Raw genomic sequence first — 20426 nt, 5'->3', positions numbered from 1 at the left:
CTACGAAAGTCCCTTCTGGGCTTCGGACATGAACCGGTTCACCGCGTCGTCGAGGCTCATCCGGCCGAACGCGACCTCCTCGTAGGTGCGCTGGAGCAGCTTCTGGATGGCGCCCGCGCCCTTCGGCGGGACCGGCGGCGCGGCACCCAGCTTCGGCTCGAGGGCGGCTTCGTAGTCGTAGAGCGTCTTGTCGTTGCCGGTCGCGGTGGCCGCAAGCTGCGCGCGGACCTTGAGGTTGGGCGCGAGCCCGCGGTCGGTGCCGACGATCTTGCCGACCTCGGGGTCGTTGATCAGGAAGTCGACGAGCTTGGCCGCCGCCTCCTGCTGCCGGCTGCGCGAGGAGACCGACAGGAACATCGCCGGCCGCCGGTACTGCCCGGTGTTCCCGGCCGCGTCCGTCGGATACGGCGCCACGCTCAGGTTCTTGCCGTTGGCCTTCTTGTAGGCGGGCAGCAGGTTGTCGTAGGCGAACTCGGAACTGGTCAGCTTCTTGCCCAGCGGGGACTGCTCGGGCGAGGTGTTGTAGGACGCGGTGACGTCCGCGGGCGAAGCGCCCTTGGTGTCGCGGAACTTCCCCGCCAGCTGCCAGTAGCGGCGCAGGTCGTCGGCGGTGAAGCCGAGCTTGCCCTCGGGGGTGTAGAACTGCTTGCCCTGCTGGCGCAGCCAGATCTCCAGCGTCGTGTCGAGGATGCCGAAGTCGGTCGCCCCGCGGGTGGCGAACCCGCCGGCGGCGCTGACCTTCTGCGTGGCGTCGGCGAACTGGTCCCAGGTCAGGCCCTTCGCGGGGTCCGCGCCCGCGGCGGTGAACGCGGCGGGGTCGTAGATCATCGCCGGGGTGTTCTGGGCCCACGGCACGGCGTACCGCTTGCCCTGGTACACCCCGGTCGCGGCCAGCTCGGGGTTGACGTCGGCGAGCGAGATCTGCTTGCCCGCGCCCTGGTTCAGGTCAGCCAGGACGTTGCGGCCGCCGTACTCGGCCAGGTACCGGGAATCGACGTTGAGCACGTCCGGCGGGTTGCCCCCGGCCGTCTGCGTAGCGAGCTTCTCCCAGTAGGCCTGGTACGCCGAGAACGACGTCTGCACCTTGATTTTCGGGTTCTTCTGCTGGAAGAGCTCGACGGCCTTCTTCGTCAGGTTCGCCCGGCCGTCGCTGCCCCACCAGACGAACGTGATGGTCACGTCGCCGCCGCTGCCGCCGGAGTCCGAGCCGCAGGCGGCCACTCCGGTCAGCAGTACCGGGACCACCACGGCCAGCGCGGCGAATCCGCGCCCCTTGGTCCTACCAGTTGTCCGCCCCATCGAGCTCTCCGTCCTCAGAGCCGGTCAGCACTTTTCTGAAAACGCTGTCAGCGCGCTCACGGTAGGCAGTGCGCCGCACCGGTGTCAACGGGCATTCGGGGGCAATATGCCTTGTGCGGCAACGTTTTCGCTGTTCAGAGCACACGTCGAGAAAGCGCTTACAGCGATCGCGGCGAAACCGGGCTGTCAGCGCTGATGAGCACCGGCCTGCGTCAGCCGGTGCGGTCGGCGGCCGCCCTGCTCGCCCACGGCACGCCCAGTTCGGAGAACAACGCCAGCCGGTCCGCGGCAACGGCGACCTCTTCGCCGATGCCCCGCACCACCGGGTGCCTGCTCGCCCCTTCGCCGACCGTGCGGATCCAACCCGCCGGAATCCGCGCGGGCGACGGCGCGTCCCGCACCGCCTCGACCACCGAGGCGAACGCCCGGGTCGACGGCAGCGGCGCCAGCAGCGGCACGCCGTCCGGATCGCGGTGGTGGGCGACCAGGTTGCGCAGCAGGTCGGCCGGCTGCCCGCAGTGGACGCGCTCGTCGTCGAACTCCAAGCGGTGGCTCTTGTACCAGAACTTCGCGCGCCCGCGGTCACCGTGCACGACGACGTAGGGTTCGTGATCCTGCTCGGCGCACAGCGAAGCGGCGACGACGATCTCGGGCCCGTCGCCGAACCGGATGCGCAGGCACGCCGTGTCGTCGGCTTCGATGTCACGCGTGCCGTACAGCTCCAGGGCGATCTCGGCCGGATCGCGTTCGGCGACCCCGCCGACCAGCAGCGCGGTGGCGACCGCGTGGGAGAACGGGTTGGTCAGGACGCCGTCGACAACCGGCTCGCCGTCGAGCCAGCGGCGGCCCGCCCAGGGGTTGCGGCGGTAGTAGGCGTCGGTGCGGATCCACGCGCCTGCCGCGCCGACGCCCACGATCTTCCCGAGCTTGCCCGCGGCGATCGCCGCCTGCAGCACGGGCAGGGCCGGTGAGCCGAAACTCTGGAATCCGGTCTGGCAGGCGGCTTTCGCCTGCCCGGCCAGCCGGGACAGCGTGGTGAAGCCGTCGAGGTCGAGCACCGGCGGGGTCTCCAGCAGCAGGTCGCTGCCCGCCCGCAGCACGGCGCTGCCGACCTGGACGTGCGCGTGCGGCGGGGTCGCGACCACGGTGATGTCCGGGCGGCAGCGGCGAAGCAGGTCGTCGACGCCGACGTGCGCGGTGCCGCCCGGCGGCAGCAGCGCGATCGCGGCGGCCGACGGCGGCCGGATGTCGGCCATGCCCGCGAACCGGACCAGGCCCTCGTCGTGCAGGATGCGCGCGCGGTGCAGGTAGCTGAACGCGTAGCCGGACGTGCCGACGACGGCCAGCCTCGGCGGGTCCGCGACGGTGCGGCTCCTGCTCCCCGACATGGATCTCCGATCGGCGGGGCCGGTGAGGCCGCGCGGAACTGACGAATGGGGTCAGAGTTCGGGAGAAACTTCCGGTCGACACCGTAGGGCGTGTGCGACAAACGTGTCAATATGCGGGACGGCGGGGTCGAAACCGTCGAAAAGCCGTTGGTCCGAACGGCGGCGTCCCATTCCAGAGAGCGCTTACTGGAATCGCCAGTGCAGCTCGTTTTCAGGATTTTCATCCGATCGGACCTGGTGAGCGAGCGTGCCGCACTTCCGTTGTTGACAACGCTGCGTGCCGTTCTCATGATGTTGCAGGACCCTGCCGAGGAGTAGCCGTGAGCGTGACCATTCACGACGTCGCCCGCCGGGCCAACGTGTCGATCTCGACGGTGTCCCGCGCCTTCACCTCCCCGGATCTGGTCCGGCGGCAGACGCGGTCCCGGGTGCTGGCCGCGGCGAGCGAACTCGGCTACCACGCACCCGGCACGGCGCAGCCGGTGCCGCCGGTGCGCACCGGGCACATCGGCATCGTGGTCTCGGACCTGGGCAACCCGTTCTTCACGGGCGTGCTCAACGGCGTCCAGGCCCGCGCGCGGCAGGACGACATCTCCGTGCTGTTCGCCAACAGCGACGAGGACCCGGCGACCGAGCAGAACCTGGTGCGCCGCATGGCCAAGCAGGTCGACGGGGTCGTGCTGTGCAGCCCGAGCATGACCGACGACCAGCTGCGCGCGCTGGCCGCGCAGACGACCCTGGTGCTGCTCAACCGCGAGGTCCCGGGCATCCCGTCGATCGTGATGGACGCGGCGGACGGGATGCGGCAGGTGATCCAGCACCTGGCGGCGCTGGGCCACCGCCGCTGCGCGTACCTGGGCGGGCCCCGCACGTCGTGGGCGAACCTGTCCCGCAGGCAGGGCCTGGCCGAAGCGGCCGCCGTGCACGGGACCGACGTCGTCGAGTTCGGCCCGTTCCCACCGGTGTTCGAGGGCGGGCTGCAGGGCGCGGACCTGGCCCTCGCGGCGGACGTGACGGCGATCGTGGCGTACAACGACCTGGTGGCGTTCGGCGCACTGGCGCGGCTGAACGCGCGCGGCGTGCCGGTCCCGGACGAGATCAGCCTGGTGGGCTTCGACGACCTGGTGTTCGCGGCGATCTCGGCGCCCCCGCTGACGACGATCGCGATGCCGACGGAGGCGGCGGGCCGCGCGGCGGTGACGATCCTGCTGGGCCTGCTCGACGGCGACGCCGACGCGCAGACGACGCAGCTGCTGGACACCTACCTGATCGTCCGCGCGACCACCGCCCCACCGCGCTCGTGAGTGGTAATTCGGGTTCTAACCCGAATTACCACTCACGACAGCCGCGGCAGACCACCCAGCCTGTCAGGCGCCGAAGACGTGGCGGTCCAGGAACGGGTTGCGGAACTTGCCCTGCGGGTCCAGCCGGTGGGCCAGCGCGCGGAAGTCGGCCATCCGCGGGTACACCGCGTCCAGCGCGCCGCTGTGAAAGAGCTTTCCCCAGTGCGGGCGGGCGCCGAACGGGGCCAGGCGCCGCTCCAGTTCCGGCAGCAGCGCCTCGACCTCCGGCTGCCGCGGCTGCCACGTGAAGTGCAGGGCCACCCGGTCGCCGCCGTGGCAGGGGCTCAGCCACGCCTCGTCGCCCGCGATCGCGCGGATCTCCGACACCAGCAGCAGCGGGGCCACCAGCTCGCCGATCTCGCGGACCGCGCGGATCGCCGCCACCGCGTCGGCGTACGGCACGAAGTACTCCGACTGCAGCTCGTCGCCCACGCTCGGGGTGAACGCCAGCGCGAAGTGCGGGAGCCGTTCGTGCCACGGCCCCGGGATGCCGCCCTGCGGCGTGCAGTTGTCCGCCGCGATCCCGGCCGCGTGCGCCGGGTGGCGCGGGCCGTCCGCGGGGACCGCGCCGAACAGCTCGTCCCGCCCGGTGAAGGCGTCGGTGCGGCTCTTCACCCACACCTGGTCGATCGTGTCGTTCGCCCAGTTCGTGAACATGCTGACGCTGTAGCCGGCGTCTTCGATCTCGTCGAAGTGCCGGTACGCGGATTCCCACGGCAGCGCGTCGAACACGTCCTGCCGGACGTCGAACGTGGGCACCACGTCCAGCGTCAGCCGGGTGATCACCCCGAACGCGCCGAGGCCGACGACCAGGCCGGGGAAGGCGTCGTCGGCGCGGGTGAACGTCCGCAGCGTGCCGTCCGCGGTCACCAGCTCGACCGCCGAGACCGCCGCCGCCAGTCCCGGCAGGCGCCGTCCGGAGCCGTGGGTGCCGGTCGCGACGCTGCCGGCGACGGTGATGTGCGGCAGCGACGCGAGGTTCGGCACCGCGTAACCGGCGTCGTGCAGCTGCTGGGCGAAGTCGCCGTACCGGGCGGACCCGCCGACGGTCACCGTGCCGTCGCCGAACTCGAGCGGGACGTCGAGGGCGCGCAGGTCCAGCAGGACCCCGCCGGGCGAGTCCGCGACGGCGTTGAAACAGTGACGGCTGCCCAGCGCCTTGACGCGGTCCGCGCCGGCGACGGCTTCCCGCACCTCGTCGACCGTCCGCGGGGTGAGGACCGCGTCCGCGCCGTAGGTGTGGTTGCCCGCCCAGTTCGCCTCGCCCACCCGTAGATTCCTTTCCCCGTGCCGGATTCCCGGTTCCGACCCTACGCGACGGCGGCCTGCCAGAACTCGCGCATCCACCGCGGCGTGACCGGGCTGTCCGCGCCGACCTGGGTCAGCAGGACGGCGACCGTGCCGGTGGCGGGCACGATGTGGGCGGTGGTGCCGGTGCCGCCGACCCAGCCGTAGCGGCCGGGGACGGTCCACGGGTCCGTCACGGCGACATCGACCCCGCCACCCATCCCCCAGCCCTGCCCTTCCAGGAACAGTGTGCCGATCTCGCGCTGCACGGCGGTGGTGTGGTCGGTGGTCATCAGCCGGACCGCCTCGGCGCTCAGCACGCGACGGCCATCGGGCGCGGTCCCGCCGGCGAGCAGCATCCGGCCGAAGGCCACCCAGTCGCCCGCCGTCCCGGCCAGGCCGCCGTTGCCCAGCGGCAGCGCGGGCATCGTGCTCCACTGGCCGCCGGGCGGGTCGGCGAGGACCAGCCCGTCCGCGGTGCTCTTGTAGTAGGAGGTGAACCGGTCGCGCCGGTCCGGCCCGACCACGAACCCCGTGTCGGTCATGCCCAGCGGCGCGAAGAGGCGCTCGGCGAGCAGGTCCGGCAGCGTCATGCCGGACGCGCGGGCGGCGAGGATGCCCTGCAGGGTGGAACACGTGTCGTACAGCCAAGCTTCGCCCGGCTGGTAGGCCAGTGGCACCTCGGCCAGCCGCGCCAGCCAGACGTCCGGTTCGGGGAAGCTCTGCACTTCCCGGCCGTCGCCCTGGACACCGGCCAGCGCCTGCACCGCGGGCAGCGAGAAGTCCGACGCGAAGCCCCAGCCCGCCTGGCTGGTCAGCACGTCGGCCACGGTGATCGGCCGCCGCGCCGGGACGACGTCGTCGAGCGGGCTCGCCGGGGTCCGCACGACCTTCGGGTCCGCCAGCTCGGGCAGCCACCGCCCGATCGGGTCGGCCGGCGCCAGGCGGCCGTCGTCCACCAGCGCGAGGACCGCGGCAGCGGTGACGGGCTTGGTGATGGACGCGAACCGGAACACCGTGTCCTCGGCCATCGGGCGGCCACCCCCGGCGTCGGCCGTGCCGACGGCGACGACCTCGGGCCGTCCGTTCCGGTCCACGACGGCCACAGCGCCGGGCAGGATGCCGTCGGCCACGTGGCGGTGCAGGATGTCGCGCAGGCTCATGATCCCTCCCGCCGGCGACGATAGTCAGCGGGCCGGGATGATCGCCTGGTGGGTGCCGCCGAGGCCGTGCGGGCTCAGGCGCCTGCCCATCCGCTTGGGCATCCGCAGCGTGATCGCGCGGTCGAGGATGCGGGCGCCGGGCGCCGCGGCGACCAGCCGCGTTTCGTAGCCGGCGCAGTCGGCGGGGACCCGCAGCCAGGCCGACACGACGAGGTTGCCCTCCCCCACCACGGCCGCCGACAGCCGGGTTTCCGGCAGCTGCGCGATCGCCGTCCCGGCCCGGTCCAGGTCGCCGGGGGCGACGTCGACGCGGTAGCCGGCGATCACCGGCCAGCCCGCCGGGACGTGCGCGAGGTCGCACCGGAAGTCCAGTTCGTGGTTGCGCAGCATCCGCGCGAGCGTCCGCCGGACGGCCGACTCGCTCATCCGGCAGTCGCGGGCCAGCACGGCGTAACTGCGCCGCCCGTCTTCGCCGAGCGACTCGACGAGCGCGCGCAGGTCCCGGTCGTCCCACTGCTGCGGGACGACCAGCCGCGCCTGCACGGCGGTGTCGTCGAGCACCGCGCGCTGCTCGGGGGCGAGCGCGTCGACCAGCCAGCCGCTGCCCTCCCGGTAAACGCGGGTGGCGACGGCGAACCGCACGTCCCGCACCCCGGGCAGCACGCCGATGCGGCCGGTGACCAGCGCGTCGAGCGCGTCGAGGTCGCGCGCGGCGACGCCGAGGAACAACGGGAACCGGCTGGTGGTGCGCTCGACGCTGAACACCGACGGCCAGCCGCACAGTTCCCGGGTCAGCTCGCTGAGCGCGTCCGGACGGCAGGCGAGATCGACGTACCCGACGGTGGTGGTCGGCGGCGTGGAGTAGGCGGTGAGCCAGGCCAGCCCGGCGGCCTGCAACCGCTCCCACCGCCGCGCGGCGGTGGTGGCATCGGTCCCCACGGCGGCGGCGATCCGCGTCCAGGGCGCGCGCGGATCCCGCTGCAGCGCTTCGACGAGCGCGAGGTCGGACGCGCTCAGCCCGGGCAGCGCCGGGTCCGGCGGTGCGCCGGGCGAAACGGGCATGGCGCATTGTGGCCTGGTCATGATCACCTGCCAAGCAGTCTGCCGCGGCTTGTCGTGAGTGAGAAACAGGGTTAGAACACTGTTTCTCACTCACGACCGGGGCGGGACGGTGGCGCGGGCCGGGGTTGACTCAAGTGTCCCTTCGGCCTAGTCCTCCCGTGGCCGCCGCAGGCGGGGCACCGCGACCGCCGCCGCCGTCAGGGCCAGGGCTCCGCCCAGCGCGAACGGCAGTACCGGGACGTCCGACGGGTTCTCTGCCGGTACCGCGCGTTCCCGGCCGCCGTAGCCGCCTCCGGCGCCGTCGCGGTCGTAGGCCGAGCCCGGCAGCTTGTCCGCGTACCGCGCCTGCAGGGCCGCGCGGTAGTCCTTCACGGTCAGCTTGGCGCCCGCCGGGACGCCGGTCACCGAGCCGTCCAGGACCGTCACGACGTCGCCGTGGACCGCGTACCACGCGTTGACCTGCGGTTCGTGCAGGAGATATCCGCCGGCCGCCGCCTGGGCGTACTGCCTCTCGTAGTCGCCGGAGGCCACGTTCACCACCGCCCACGCCGGGCCCTGGCGCTCGGCCCACACCGTGGCCGGGGCGCCGTCGCCGGTGCGGGCGGGGACCGCCACGTACGCCAGCTCGGCCGGGACGTCCGACCGGCCCGCGACGAACGCCGCCGTCGGCTCGTAGACCGGCACCTGGGTGCCCGGCTCGGCCGCCGCCGCGGACGACGCCAGGGCGCGGGTGCCGGGGAACTTCGTCGTGGCCAGCCGGCCGAGGGTGGCGGGGCTGCCCGTCAGCCTGCCGATGGCCGCGGTGTCGGCCGCGCTCGGGATGCCGTCGGGGCCGGTCGCCGCGCCCGCGGTGGCGGCCGTGGCGAGCATCGCCGCGCCGGCTAGGACGGCCGCGCCCAGTGCGTTCCGCAGCATGGTCATCCCTCGATCCCGTACAGCGTGTGGGTCCACTGGAACTGGCTGTTCGAGCGGTAGGTGTCGTAGTTCATCGAGTTGTAGCGGCTGTTGTTCGGCCACGGGTCGCCGTATTCGACGCGGGTGGCGCCGTTGGCCGTGTCATACCCGTAGAGCACGTGCATGTGGCCGCCGCCGGAACGCCAGCCGATCCGGGTGCCGATCGGCTTTCCCGCATCGATCTGGGTCCGGATTCCGGTGAACGACAGGGTCTGGCCGCCGGAGTTGTACGTCCCGACGTTGGTGAAGCCGAGATACCGGAACACGCGCTGCTGGTCGGACAGGTAGCCCTGCCGGTTGGCGCAGTCGCTGCCCGATTCGCCGTGCGCGATCTGGCAGAACCGGGTCTGGGTCAGGGAATAGCCCCAGTAGTCGGCGATCGTGTTTCCGCTGGCGTCCCAGCACCACTGGTCTTTCTGCTGGGCCTGCATGGTGATGCCGAGATCGGAACGCGGAGCGGCGGCGGCCGGTGCCTGCAGCGCGACGGCGGCGGCCGCGGCGGCCGAAAGCACCGCGAGTCCGCGCCGGACTGCCGAATGGGTTTTCACGAAGTGGTCCTCCAGCCGGTGACGAGGCGAAGTGGTGGCACGGAATACTCCGCGCACCGCCGTTTCCCCGGTACCTACTAAGGGAGGATCACGTTGGGAGGGAACGGTTTCCGGCGGATCCCGGCAGTTCCCGGCCGCCGGATTCCGGCACCGGCGGGCCGCCCCCGGACGGATTCCGGCGGCGGCCCGGCGGGGTCAGCCGACGGCCACGGGCCGCCCCCGGACGGATTCCGGCGGCGGCCCGGCGGGGTCAGCCGACGGTCGTGGTGCCCAGGGTGGCGTCCTGGCCCGGCGGGTCGAGTGCGAGGTCGACGTCGAACTCGCCGAGGCTGCTGTCGGTGACCACGTGCGTCGACGCCTTGGAGTCGACGCTGCTGGTTGCCTCGCCCGGCGGGGTGCCTGCCGGGACGGTGAAGTCGACCTGTCCCTGCGCGGTGAACTTCAGGGAGCCTTCGGCGGGCACCGGGGTGTCGGGGATCGGCAGCTCCACCGGGATGGCCACCGACTGCCCGGCGATCGCCACGTTCACCTTCGACTTGATGGTGCCGGAGACCTTCGTGGCCCCGACCAGGCGCAGGCCGTCCCCGGCCGCCTGCCCGGCGTCGACGTCGAGGCTGAACGGCACCGAAACCGGCGAGCCCGCGGTGACGTTCGCGGGAATGTCGGCCTTGACCACGACGGTCACCGTCTGGTCGCCGATGAGCGGGAATCCGCCCTTGTAGGTGAGCGTTTTCTCGGCGGCGGCGGCCGGTCCCGCGGAAACCACGGCGATCGCACCCGCCAGCAACGCGGCGGCACCCATTCCGAGGAATCGGCGGCCCGTTTTCCGCATGAGGGTTTCCGTCATGTGAAGTCCTTTCGTCGTCGAACGGCCTTCCGGATATTAGGCGGAAAGTCCCCAACCGGCCATTCTGCTTTCCCGTGATCCAGGAATTTGTCACACGCCTCGCAGATCGCCGCCCGGGAATTTGTCATCCCGATCCTGGGCGCTGCCACCGGCGTGACAATTTCGGCGAGTGCGGGCACTCACCAGCGTCAGCGCCCGGCGGCCAGCTCGCTCAGCGGGTCGGTGTGCACGGGCGTCCAGCCCAGCTCGCGCTGTGCCTTGGCCGCGGTGAGCTGCTGGTCGAGGGCGAACGCGTCGGCGATCGGGCCCATCTGCTCGCGGGCCTGCTCGAGGCTTACGGAAACAGTCTTCCCCTCGAGCCCCGCGGCGCGGGCGCACACCTCGGCGACCTCCTTGGCCGTCGGGTTGACCCCGCCCACCCCCAGGTACACCGAGCCCGCCGGGGCCGCGAGCGCCGCCGCATAGAGCCGGGCGAGGTCGTCGAGGTGGATCAGGGCCCAGTGGTTCGCGCCGTCGCCGATGTACGGGACGGCGCCGGCTTCCCGGCCGGGCCGGACGAAGAAGAGGTCGATCAGGCGGTTATCGCCGCCGTAGAGCAGACCGGGTTGGACGACCACCGGTCGCCCGCCGGCGGCGGCCCGGGCCAGCACCGCCTCTTCGACGGCTTTGCGCCAGGCCACGATGGACGGCGGGTTCCACGGCGCCGTCTCGTCGCGCACGCCGCCGGTGTCGCCGTAGACCCAGCTGCCGCCGGTGTGCACGTACGTGCCGCCACCGACGCCGTCCTGCATCGCCCCCGCCGCCGCGAGGTCTTCCTCGCCGCTCGTGGCCTGCGCGAGGTGGATCACGGCTTCCGCCCGCGCGGCCGCGTGGTTGAGCACCCCGAGGTCGGTCAGGCCGCCGCGGACCGCCGTCGCGCCGGCGGCGGCCACGGCCGTCTCGGCGCGGTCGTTCCGCGCGAGCGCCTCGACCGCGTGCCCGAGCCGCACCAGCTCCGCGATCACCGCGCGGCCGATGTAGCCCGAACCACCCGTCAGGAAGATCTTCATCGTTGTCCCTTCACCAGGAATTCGTTCCTCCTCCACGGTGACCCGGCCACCCCCGCCGCGTCCAAGACCCGTTCCGCACGCTGTGATGCCCGGACGGCATCACCGAGACCTGCGATAATGCGGAGCGATGGACTTCGACCTGCGCAATCTGCGGTACTTCGTCACCGTCGCCGAAGAGCTGCACTTCGGGCGCGCCGCGGCGCGGCTGCACATCGCCCAGCCCGCGCTGTCGCGCCGGATCCGGGCTCTCGAGAACGAGCTGAAGACACCCCTGTTCGTCCGCGACCGCCGGACCACGGTGCTGACCCCGGCAGGCGAGCAGCTCCTGGCGGACGCCCGTGACCTGCTGGCGGCGGCCGAAGCCGTGCACCGGCGGGTCACGGCCGCGGCCGCGGCGAAGCCGGTGCTCACCATCGGCTTCATGCCGGGCATCGTGGTCACCCCGGCGGTGCGGGCGCTCGCCCGGCAGCGGCCGGACATCGACGTCCGGCTGCTGCGGACGAGCTGGCACGACCAGGTGGCGGTCCTGCACGACGGCCGGGTGGACGTCGGCATCGTCCGGCTGCCGGTCGACCAGCGCGGGCTGGCGGTCCGGCCGCTGTTCACCGAACCTCGCGTCGTCATGCTGCCCGCCGGGCACCGGCTGGCCGGAAAGGAGTCCGTGCCGGTCGCCGAACTGGCCGGCGAGCACCTGCTGCAGGATCCCGACGCGGTGCCGGAATGGCGCGACATCGCGCGCGAGCTGCGCCGGGGCGACCGCGCCGAGGTGCCGCCCGTGTACAGCGTCGAAGAAAAACTGGAACTGGTCGCCGCCGGCGCCGGAATCAGCGTTCTTCCCTTGTCGACGGCGAAGTTCTACACCCGCCCGGACGTCGTCGGCGTCCCGGTCGAGGACATCGGGCCGAACCACGTCTGCCTGGCGTGGCTGGAAACGCGGCGTTCGGACCCGGTCGACGCGTTCCTCGGCGTGGCGGACTGCCTCGTTCCCTGACGGCCGTTCGACGCGGGGTTGTTGGATACCTGCTCACCAGTCTTGTCGGCGGCAAACACTTTGCGCTACGGTGCTTTGGGAGCGCTCCCAGTCGCCCGGGCCGACCGCCCGCGACCCTCAGTACGCACCCTGCTCGCAAGGAGGCGACGCATGGTTTTCCGCGTGCGCAGCCGCGTGAGCCCGCCTTCTTGCCAGTTCCCTCCGATTCCGTGAGAGAGGAACGCCATGCGAGCCACCCCGAAGAGACCGCGCGCGGGCCTGCGGACAGTGTCCACAGTGGTCCTGCTCGGCCTGGGTACCGTCCTTCCGGCACCGGCTGCCGCGGCCGCCACCGTGGACCCCGCCGCCACCTACGTGCTGGTCAACCGCAACAGCGGCAAGGCACTGGACGTCTCCGGCGGCGCCACCGGCGCGGGGGCCGCCATCATCCAGCGCACCCGTGACGACCGCGCCTCGCAGCAGTGGCAGTTCGTCGGCTCCGGCGGCGGCTACTACCGCATCAAGTCCCGCGTCAGCGCCATGGTCCTCGGCTTCCCTTCCACCGCCGACCGGACCGGGCTGGTGCAGAGCACCGACACCGGTGACCCCGGGCAGCAGTTCCGGCCTGCCGGACCGTCCGGCCGTGACGTGCGCCTGCTCAACCGGGCCAGCGGCAAGGCCGTGGACGTGCTGGACGGCTCCACCGCCGACGGCGCGCCGATCGTGCAGCTGCCCGGCTCCGGCGGCGCCGGCCAGCGGTGGCAGCTGGTCAGGCTCGACGCCGACGTCACGCCGCCGACCGCACCGGGCAACCCGCGCGTCTCCGGCCTGACCTGCACCCAGGCGACGTTGTCGTGGTCGGCGTCGTCCGACGACGTCGGCGTGGCCTACTACGACATCTACCACGACGGCCAGCTCATGACTTCCGTGCCGGGCACCGCACTGTCGGCGCAGCTGTCCGTCTCGCCCGGCGCCACCTGGGGCCTGCACGTCAACGCCCGCGACGCCGCGGGCAACGTCTCCCAGGCCAGTCCCACGGTCACCGTCACCGTGCCGCAGTGCCAGTCCGACACCCAGCCGCCCACCACGCCGACCGGCGTCACGGCGACCGCGTCGGGCACCACGGTCACCGTGCGCTGGACGGCGTCCACCGACAACGTCGGCGTCACCGGCTACGAGGTGCTGCGCGACGGGACCGTCGCCGGCTCGACCAGTGGCGCGGCCGCGACGTCGTTCACCGACAGCGGCCTGGCCCCGAACACCCGGTACCAGTACCAGATCCGGGCGCGCGACGCCCAGGCCAACCGCTCGGCCCCGAGCACGCCCGTCGCGGTCACCACCGGAACCTCCTGCGCCACCGCGGTGTGCTCGGTCACCCGGGTCGCCACCGAAACCGACCTGCCGTGGGGCCTGACCACCCTGCCGGACGGCCAGGTGCTCTACGGCCGCCGCGACGCCTTCGAGATCGTCCGCCTCGACCCCGCGACCGGCACGAAGACCGTCGTGGGCCGGATGCCGGGCGTGGCGGGCACCGACGGCGAGGGCGGGGTCCTCGGCCTGGCCGTGGCCACCGACTTCGCGGCCGACCCGTGGCTGTACGTCATGCACACCAGCACGTCCGACAACCGGGTCGTGCGTATCCGCTACACCGGCGGTGTGCTGACCGGCACCCCGCAGGTGCTGCTCACCGGCATCCCGCGCAACAAGTACCACAACGGCGGACGGCTGCGCTTCGGGCCCGACGGCAAGCTCTACATCGCCACCGGCGACGGCCAGAACGGCGAGTGGGCCCAGGACCGCGCGAACCTCGCCGGCAAGGTCCTGCGCATCAACCGCGACGGCACGATTCCCGCGGACAACCCGTTCGGCACGCCGGTGTGGAGCTACGGCCACCGCAACCCGCAGGGGCTGGCCTTCGACTCCCAGGGCCGGCTGTGGGAGCAGGAGTTCGGCAACAACGTCATGGACGAGACCAACCTGATCGTCCGCGGCGGCAACTACGGGTGGCCGCGCTGCGAGGGCACCACGGGCAGCTGCGGCGAAGCCGGTTTCGTCGCACCCAAGCGCACCTATCCCGTCGCCGAAGGTTCGTGCAGCGGCATCGCCATCGTGCGCGACGCCCTCTACATCGCCTGCCTGCGCGGCGCGCGGCTGTACCGGGCCGAGATCTCCGGCGACAGCCTGACCAACGTCCAGCAGTACCTCAACGGCACGTACGGGCGGCTGCGCACCGTCGAGCCGTCCGCCGACGGCGGCCTGTGGCTGACTACCAGCAACTACGGCGACAAGGACAGCATCGCCAACAACAGCAACGAGAGCATCCTCAAAGTCCAGCTTGGACGGTGACCGTTCCCCGCACGGAAGGAAAGTCTCCATGGCTCATCGCACGACATCGCGTCACCGTCGCAAGTGGACCGTGACGGCGGCGGCCATCGTCGCCGCGGGCGTGGTGACGCCCGCGGCGTCGGCCACCACGACCGCGGCGCCGTGCACACCCGGGGCGACCTACGGCTCGCCGTTGCCCGCACCGGCGGTGACGGCGCAGCTCGTCCGGAGCGGGTTCAACTTCCTGGAAGGACCGACCTGGGACCGGCGGACGGGCACCCTGCTGCTGTCGAACATGCAGAACCCCGCCGGTCCCCAGGGCGTCCAGCCGTCGGCCGTGCTCCGCTTCACGCCGCCGTCGACTTTCGAGACGTTCATCGCCGACTCCGGCAGCAACGGGCTGGCGATCAGCGCCGACGGCACGCGGGTGCTCGCCGCCACCCACGACAATCGCACGGTGTCCGCGTACAGCCTGGCCGACCGCAGCCGGACGACGGTCGCGGCCGGGTACCAGGGCCGGGCGTTCAACTCCCCCAACGACCTGACGATCGGCCGGGACGGCACCACGTACTTCAGCGACCCGAACTACCAGCGCGGCAACCGCCCGGACGAGCAGAACGGCCGGACCAGCGTCTACCGCGTCCGCGACGGCGTGGTCAGCCTCGTCGACGACACGCTGCCGCAGCCGAACGGCGTCGTGCTGTCCCCCGACGGCAAGACGCTGTATGTGGGGGCCACCGGCGCCAACGCGATCATGAAGTACACGGTCTTCCCCGACGGCAGCACCGGCAATCGCACGACGTTCGCGAGCATGCGGACGCCCGACGGCGCCACCATAGACTGCGCGGGCAACCTGTACTGGGCGTCCTACGACGAAGGGCTGGTCCACGTCTTCGCGCCGTCCGGTGTCCAGCTCGGCACGGTTTCGGCCGGGCGCAACACCACCAACGCGGCGTTCGGCGGCCCGGACGGGCGGACGCTGTACCTCACCTCGGGAGTGTCCGGCGGGTTCGGGCTCTACCAGGTGCGCCTGCAGGTGCCCGGCAATCCATACTGAACCGCGAGGGTTCCGAACGAGGAGGTCAGGCTTGAGCCACCTGGTGCGATTCGCCGACGGCACCGGCAGCGTCCGCGTCGGCCTGCTCACCGGGGAGCAGCTGCGGCCCCTCGCGGTCGCGTCGATGAGCGACCTGCTGCGCCATCCCGTGGCGGAGATCCGCGAGCTGACCGAGACGGCCGGTGATCCGGTGCCCACGGCCGGGATCCGCCTCCTGCCGCCGCTGGACGGGCGGATGGAAGTGTGGGCCGCCGGGGTGACCTACCTGCGGTCCGAGGAAGCCCGCCGGGAGGAAAGCGCCGACCAGGACGTCTACGCGCGGGTGTACCGCGCGAAGCGGCCGGAGCTGTTCTTCAAGTCGGCTGCCTGGCGCGTGGTCACCGACGGCGAACCGATCGCCGTCCGCGCCGACTCCGCCGACGACGTGCCGGAGCCCGAACTCGGCCTGCTGCTCACCGCCACCGGGGAGACCGCCGGGTACGTCGTGGTCGACGACGTCAGCTCGCGCAGCATCGAAGGCGAGAACCCGTTGTACCTGCCGCAGGCCAAGATCTACACCGGTTCGTGCGCGGTGTCGGCGCGGGTGCGGCCGGCGTGGGAGGTGCCGGACCCGCTGTCACTCGGCCTGCGCCTGCGCATCCTGCGCGACGGCCGGGAAGTGTTCGCCGGCGAAGCCAATACCGCCCAGCTGAACCGCGAACCGGCCGAGCTGGTCGAATACCTGTGGCGGGACAACGACTTCCCGGACGGCGCCGTCCTCTCGACGGGCACGTCGATCGTGCCGGAACTCGGCAGAGGGCTGCGTGCGGGAGACGTCGTCGAGATCGAGATCGACGAGGTCGGCTCGCTGCGCTCCCCCGTCGTGCTCGGGGCCGGCGAGGTACGCCGGGTCCTCGCCGCCCGCGGGTAACGCCGTGAATGGCTCATTGACGGACATAGCGTCCGTCAATGAGCCATTCGGGAGTGCTCAGTCGGTGCCGGACTCCATGGCCGCCTGGTCGAGCAGCACGTCGTTGCCCGCCTTGCCGCGCGAGGCGATCACCTCGGCGCCACCCTCGGGCATCGCGCCGATCAGGCCGGTCGACGCGGCCTGGGCGGCGCCGATCAGCTTCGGGTTCGAGCCGCCGACCATGCCGAGGCTCGCGTACTGCTCCAGCTTCGCGCGCGAGTCCGCGATGTCGAGGTTGCGCATGGTCAGCTGGCCGATCCGGTCGACCGGGCCGAACGCCGAGTCCTCGGTGCGCTCCATCGACAGCTTGTCCGGGTGGTAGCTGAACGCCGGGCCCGTGGTGTCCAGGATCGAGTAGTCCTCGCCCCGGCGCAGCCGCAGCGTCACCTCGCCGGTGATCGCGGTGCCGACCCAGCGCTGCAGCGACTCGCGCAGCATCATCGCCTGCGGGTCCAGCCAGCGGCCCTCGTACATCAGGCGGCCGAGCCGACGGCCCTCGTTGTGGTAGCTGGCGAGGGTGTCCTCGTTGTGGATCGCGTTGACCAGCCGCTCGTAGGCCGCGTGCAGCAGCGCCATGCCCGGCGCCTCGTAGATGCCGCGGCTCTTGGCCTCGATGATCCGGTTCTCGATCTGGTCGGACATGCCGAGGCCGTGCCGCCCGCCGATGGCGTTGGCCTCCAGCACCAGGTCGACGGCGGTGGCGAACTCCTTGCCGTTGATCGACACCGGGCGGCCCTGCTCGAAGCCGATCGTGACGTCCTCGGGCGCGATCTCGACCTCGGGGTCCCAGAACCGCACGCCCATGATCGGCCGGACGATCTCGATGCCGGTGTCGAGGTGCTCCAGCGACTTGGCCTCGTGGGTGGCGCCCCAGATGTTGGCGTCGGTCGAGTACGCCTTCTCGGTGCTGTCGCGGTAGGGCAGGTCGTGCGCGGCCAGCCACTCCGACATCTCCTTGCGGCCACCGAGCTCGGTGACGAACGCCGCGTCGAGCCACGGCTTGTAGATCCGCAGGGAGGGGTTGGCCAGCAGGCCGTAGCGGTAGAACCGCTCGATGTCGTTGCCCTTGAAGGTGGAGCCGTCGCCCCAGATCTGGACGTCGTCCTCGAGCATGGCGCGCACCAGCAGCGTGCCGGTGACCGCGCGGCCGAGCGGGGTGGTGTTGAAGTAGGCACGGCCGCCGGAGCGGATGTGGAAGGCGCCGCAGGTCAGGGCCGCGAGCCCCTCCTCGACCAGTGCTTCCTTGCAGTCGACCAGCCGCGCGATCTCGGCACCGTAGGCCGTGGCCCGCCCGGGCACCGACTCGATGTCGGGCTCGTCGTACTGGCCGATGTCGGCGGTGTAGGTGCAGGGCACCGCGCCCTTGTCGCGCATCCACGCGACCGCTACGGAAGTGTCGAGGCCACCGGAGAAGGCGATACCGACACGCTCGCCGACGGGCAGGGAAGTGAGCACCTTGGACATGCGAATGATTATGCACGGCCATGTATCGTCGTGCAATCCGGGGTGCTCCGGCTCACGGATAACGCGTTGACGTGCGTGATGGGGTGATCCCATGGGCCGCATGCACGCCGACGAGCACGCCATCGACACCGAGCTGGTCCGCCGGCTGGTGGACGGGCAGTTCCCGCAGTGGGCGGACCTGCCGATCAGGCCACTGGCCTCGGGCGGCACGGTCCACGCGGTGTACCGGCTCGGGGACGGCCTGACGGTCCGGCTCCCGCTGACCGCGGGCGGCGCCGGTGACGTGGCGAAGGAACGCCGGGCGCTGAGCGCGCTGGCGGGGTTGCCGGTGGCGGTCCCGGCCGTCGTCGCGGTGGGCGAGCCGGCCGAGGGGTACCCGTGGCCGTGGGCGGTGCACAGCTGGCTCGACGGCGAACCGGCACGGGAAGGCCGGGCGGCACCGGCCCGTGACCTGGCCGGGTTCGTGCGTGCGCTGCAGGCACTCCCGGCGGACGGTCCCCCGACCCGCCGCGGGAAGCCACTGCCGGACGTGGACTCCCCCACCCGTCAGGCGATCGAGGAGCTGCGTGGCACCGACGAACCGTTCGACGCGGAGGCGGCACTGGCCGTGTGGGCCGAGGCGCTCGAAGCTCCGCAGTGGACAGGTCCGCCGCGCCGGCTGCACGCGGACCTGATGCCGGGCAACCTCCTGCTGCGCGACGGTCGCCTGACCGGCGTCATCGACTGGGCGACCGCGGGGGTGGGCGACCCGGCGATCGACCTGATCCCGGCGTGGAACCTGCTGACCGCGGACACCCGCCGCACCTTCCGCGACGCCGTGGGCGCCGACGACGCGACCTGGGCGCGCGCCCGCGGGCGCGCGTTGTCGATGGCGGTGATCCAGCTGCCGTACTACCGGCTCACGAACCCGGTCATCTCGGCCAACGCCCGGTACGTGCTCACCGAACTCGGCTGCCGCCCAGTGCCGTGAATGGCACATTCACGGACTTGGAGTCCGTCAATGTGCCATTCACGGCTTTGGGGCGAGGTGTCAGCTGGGCAGGAGCGCCGGGGCCGCGAGGCGGGTGGCGTTCGCCGCCGCGTCGTCCGGGGCTTCCTGTGCCGAGCGCTCCGCCTCGACCCTGGCGAGGTAGTTCGCCACCTCACGGTCCGTGCGGTGGGAGTCCCAGCCCAGCAGCGGGGCCATCAGCTCCGCGACGACCGGGGCCGCCGCGACACCGCGGTCGCGTTCCTCGATGGAGATCCGGGTCCGGCGGGTGAGGACGTCCTCCAGGTGCAGCGCCCCTTCGTGGGACACCGCATAGACCGCCTCCACGCGCAGGTACTCCGAGGTCTCCGTGATCGGCGCGGCCAGCGAGGGATCCTGCTCGATCAGCTCCAGCAGGTTCCAGATCCGCGTTCCGTACCGCTGCAGCAGGTGCTCGACGCGGGTCAGCGGCAGCCCGGCCTTCGCGGCGACGCCGAAGCGGTCTTCCCACAGCTCGTGGTACCCCTCGGCGCCGACGATCGGCAGCCGGTCGGTCCACGACGGCGGTGCCGGGCGGCCGACGTCCTCGACCGCGACGTCGACCGCGTCGGCGGCCATCACCCGGTAGGTTGTGTACTTGCCGCCTGCCACGATCACCAGGCCCGGCACCGGGTGCGCCACCGCGTGCTCCCGCGACAGCTTCGTCGTCGCGGCCGCCTTCGCCGCCAGCAGCGGCCGCAGGCCCGCGTAGACACCCTCGATGTCGTCGTGCGTCACGGGCGTACGCAGGACGGCGTTGAGGTGGTCGAGCACGTAGTCGACGTCCGCGCGGCTGGCCGCCGGGTGCTCGCGGTCGAGGTCCCACTCGGTGTCGGTGGTGCCGACGATCCAGTGCCGGCCCCACGGGATCACGAACAGCACGCTCTTCTCGGTGCGCAGGATCAGCCCGGTGGCGAGGTCGATCTTCTCCCGCGGCACCACCAGGTGGATGCCCTTCGACGCGCGCACGGTGAACGGCGCCGGGATCCCGGCCGCCGCCGCCATGTCGTCGCTCCACACGCCGGTCGCCGCGACCACCGTGCGGGCGCGGATCTCGAACTCGATCCCGCTTTCGCGGTCGAGCACCTTGGCGCCGACGACGCGGTCGCCGTCGCGCAGCAGCGACGTCACGCGCGCCCGGGTCAGGATCGACGCGCCCTGCTCGGCGGCGGTCCGCGCGATGGTCATCGTGTGCCGGGCGTCGTCGACCTGGGCGTCGTAGTACTGGATCGCGCCGATCAGCGCGTCGTCGGCCAGGCCGGGCGCCTCCTTGAAGGCGCCGCGCTTCGACAGGTGCCGGTGCCGCGGCAGCGCCTTCGCACCGCCGAGCGTGTCGTACAGCGTGACGCCGGCGCCGATGTAGCCGCGCTCCCAGACCCGGTGCTGCAGCGGGACCAGGAACTTCACCGGCCGCACCAGGTGCGGGGCCAGCTTCTGCAGCAGCAGCCCGCGTTCCTTCAGGGCTTCGCGGACCAGCTTGAAGTCCAGCTGCTCCAGGTAGCGCAGCCCGCCGTGGATGAGCTTCGACGACCGGCTGGACGTCCCGGCGGCGAAGTCGCGGGCCTCGACCAGCGCGGTCGACAGCCCGCGCGAGGCCGCGTCGAGCGCGACGCCCGCACCGGTCACTCCCCCGCCGACGACGAGCACGTCGACCTCTTCGCCGGCCAGCTTCCGCAGCGTCTCGGCACGGTAGGCCGGGGACAGCGGTGTCACGG

General features: G+C 72.1%; 17 protein-coding genes. 6 read left to right on the top strand and 11 right to left on the bottom strand.

Annotated features, from left to right (window positions below; all coding sequences use genetic code 11):
- Entirely contained in the window at nt 1-1299 is a 1299-nt protein-coding gene (locus tag ABJI51_RS13685; RefSeq protein WP_348950731.1) for an ABC transporter substrate-binding protein, read from the bottom strand.
- A gap of 212 nt (nt 1300-1511) precedes the next feature.
- Nucleotides 1512-2687, bottom strand: coding sequence for a Gfo/Idh/MocA family protein (locus ABJI51_RS13680; RefSeq protein ID WP_348950729.1), 1176 nt, complete (start codon nt 2685-2687; stop codon nt 1512-1514).
- Nucleotides 2688-3007: 320 nt separating this feature from the next.
- On the opposite strand from ABJI51_RS13680, the gene ABJI51_RS13675 reads away from it, so the two are divergent.
- Nucleotides 3008-3991 carry a LacI family DNA-binding transcriptional regulator gene (locus ABJI51_RS13675; RefSeq protein WP_348950727.1) on the top strand — a complete coding sequence of 328 codons (984 nt, stop codon included), beginning with the start codon at nt 3008-3010 and terminating at the stop codon, nt 3989-3991.
- A gap of 63 nt (nt 3992-4054) precedes the next feature.
- Here ABJI51_RS13675 and ABJI51_RS13670 read toward each other — a convergent pair whose 3' ends face one another.
- The 7 genes from ABJI51_RS13670 to ABJI51_RS13640 form a co-directional block, all read right to left on the bottom strand.
- On the bottom strand, nt 4055-5299 hold the full coding sequence (locus ABJI51_RS13670; RefSeq protein ID WP_348950725.1) for an FAD-binding protein: 1245 nt from the start codon (nt 5297-5299) through the stop codon (nt 4055-4057).
- Between the two features lie 41 nt (nt 5300-5340).
- The gene (locus ABJI51_RS13665; RefSeq protein ID WP_348950723.1) at nt 5341-6480 is read right to left on the bottom strand and encodes a serine hydrolase domain-containing protein; all 1140 of its coding nucleotides are present in this window, start codon (nt 6478-6480) and stop codon (nt 5341-5343) included.
- A gap of 24 nt (nt 6481-6504) precedes the next feature.
- On the bottom strand, nt 6505-7542 hold the full coding sequence (locus ABJI51_RS13660; protein ID WP_348950721.1) for an Lrp/AsnC family transcriptional regulator: 1038 nt from the start codon (nt 7540-7542) through the stop codon (nt 6505-6507).
- Nucleotides 7543-7689: 147 nt separating this feature from the next.
- On the bottom strand, nt 7690-8463 hold the full coding sequence (locus ABJI51_RS13655) for a hypothetical protein (RefSeq protein ID WP_431605605.1): 774 nt from the start codon (nt 8461-8463) through the stop codon (nt 7690-7692).
- The gene (locus ABJI51_RS13650; RefSeq protein ID WP_348950720.1) at nt 8460-9044 is read right to left on the bottom strand and encodes a papain-like cysteine protease family protein; all 585 of its coding nucleotides are present in this window, start codon (nt 9042-9044) and stop codon (nt 8460-8462) included. Before ABJI51_RS13650 ends, ABJI51_RS13655 begins: the two co-directional genes overlap by 4 nt.
- Nucleotides 9045-9294: 250 nt before the next feature.
- Nucleotides 9295-9891: a DUF6801 domain-containing protein gene (locus ABJI51_RS13645; protein WP_348950718.1), complete on the bottom strand. Its 597-nt coding sequence runs from the start codon at nt 9889-9891 to the stop codon at nt 9295-9297.
- Nucleotides 9892-10079: 188 nt separating this feature from the next.
- Nucleotides 10080-10940 carry an NAD-dependent epimerase/dehydratase family protein gene (locus tag ABJI51_RS13640; protein WP_348950716.1) on the bottom strand — a complete coding sequence of 287 codons (861 nt, stop codon included), beginning with the start codon at nt 10938-10940 and terminating at the stop codon, nt 10080-10082.
- Between the two features lie 127 nt (nt 10941-11067).
- Between ABJI51_RS13640 and ABJI51_RS13635 the strand changes: the two genes are divergently transcribed.
- The 4 genes from ABJI51_RS13635 (at nt 11068) to ABJI51_RS13620 (ending at nt 16202) form a co-directional block, all read left to right on the top strand.
- Complete coding sequence (locus ABJI51_RS13635; protein WP_348950714.1) at nt 11068-11931, top strand: LysR family transcriptional regulator; 864 nt, start codon at nt 11068-11070, stop codon at nt 11929-11931.
- Nucleotides 11932-12198: 267 nt separating this feature from the next.
- Nucleotides 12199-14256: a PQQ-dependent sugar dehydrogenase gene (locus ABJI51_RS13630; protein ID WP_431605609.1), complete on the top strand. Its 2058-nt coding sequence runs from the start codon at nt 12199-12201 to the stop codon at nt 14254-14256.
- 28 nt (nt 14257-14284) lie between these two features.
- Entirely contained in the window at nt 14285-15292 is a 1008-nt protein-coding gene (locus ABJI51_RS13625) for an SMP-30/gluconolactonase/LRE family protein (RefSeq protein WP_348950710.1), read from the top strand.
- 31 nt (nt 15293-15323) lie between these two features.
- Complete coding sequence (locus ABJI51_RS13620) at nt 15324-16202, top strand: fumarylacetoacetate hydrolase family protein (RefSeq protein ID WP_348950708.1); 879 nt, start codon at nt 15324-15326, stop codon at nt 16200-16202.
- A gap of 57 nt (nt 16203-16259) precedes the next feature.
- Here the strand turns inward: ABJI51_RS13620 and argG are convergent, their stop codons facing one another.
- On the bottom strand, nt 16260-17705 hold the full coding sequence (gene argG / locus ABJI51_RS13615) for an argininosuccinate synthase (protein WP_348950706.1): 1446 nt from the start codon (nt 17703-17705) through the stop codon (nt 16260-16262).
- A 91-nt stretch (nt 17706-17796) separates the two neighbouring features.
- Between argG and ABJI51_RS13610 the strand changes: the two genes are divergently transcribed.
- On the top strand, nt 17797-18675 hold the full coding sequence (locus ABJI51_RS13610; RefSeq protein ID WP_348950704.1) for an aminoglycoside phosphotransferase family protein: 879 nt from the start codon (nt 17797-17799) through the stop codon (nt 18673-18675).
- A 60-nt stretch (nt 18676-18735) separates the two neighbouring features.
- Here ABJI51_RS13610 and ABJI51_RS13605 read toward each other — a convergent pair whose 3' ends face one another.
- Entirely contained in the window at nt 18736-20424 is a 1689-nt protein-coding gene (locus tag ABJI51_RS13605; protein WP_348950702.1) for a glycerol-3-phosphate dehydrogenase/oxidase, read from the bottom strand.
- Nucleotides 20425-20426: the final 2 nt, after the last annotated feature.

This window comes from Amycolatopsis melonis (assembly GCF_040064235.1).
GTDB classification, from domain to species: Bacteria; Actinomycetota; Actinomycetes; order Mycobacteriales; family Pseudonocardiaceae; genus Amycolatopsis; species Amycolatopsis melonis.
This window is presented reverse-complemented; position numbering and strand designations above follow the sequence as displayed.

Excerpts from the sequence above, each read along its gene's own strand:
- ABJI51_RS13685 (WP_348950731.1), bottom strand. The coding sequence starts at position 1,299 with ATGGGGCGGACAACTGGTAGGACCAAGGGGCGCGGATTCGCCGCGCTG.
- ABJI51_RS13680 (WP_348950729.1), bottom strand. The coding sequence starts at position 2,687 with ATGTCGGGGAGCAGGAGCCGCACCGTCGCGGACCCGCCGAGGCTGGCC.
- ABJI51_RS13665 (WP_348950723.1), bottom strand. The coding sequence starts at position 6,480 with ATGAGCCTGCGCGACATCCTGCACCGCCACGTGGCCGACGGCATCCTG.
- ABJI51_RS13660 (WP_348950721.1), bottom strand. The coding sequence starts at position 7,542 with ATGCCCGTTTCGCCCGGCGCACCGCCGGACCCGGCGCTGCCCGGGCTG.
- ABJI51_RS13655 (WP_431605605.1), bottom strand. The coding sequence starts at position 8,463 with ATGACCATGCTGCGGAACGCACTGGGCGCGGCCGTCCTAGCCGGCGCG.
- ABJI51_RS13645 (WP_348950718.1), bottom strand. The coding sequence starts at position 9,891 with ATGACGGAAACCCTCATGCGGAAAACGGGCCGCCGATTCCTCGGAATG.
- ABJI51_RS13640 (WP_348950716.1), bottom strand. The coding sequence starts at position 10,940 with ATGAAGATCTTCCTGACGGGTGGTTCGGGCTACATCGGCCGCGCGGTG.
- ABJI51_RS13635 (WP_348950714.1), top strand. The coding sequence starts at position 11,068 with ATGGACTTCGACCTGCGCAATCTGCGGTACTTCGTCACCGTCGCCGAA.
- ABJI51_RS13625 (WP_348950710.1), top strand. The coding sequence starts at position 14,285 with ATGGCTCATCGCACGACATCGCGTCACCGTCGCAAGTGGACCGTGACG.
- argG (WP_348950706.1), bottom strand. The coding sequence starts at position 17,705 with ATGTCCAAGGTGCTCACTTCCCTGCCCGTCGGCGAGCGTGTCGGTATC.
- ABJI51_RS13610 (WP_348950704.1), top strand. The coding sequence starts at position 17,797 with ATGGGCCGCATGCACGCCGACGAGCACGCCATCGACACCGAGCTGGTC.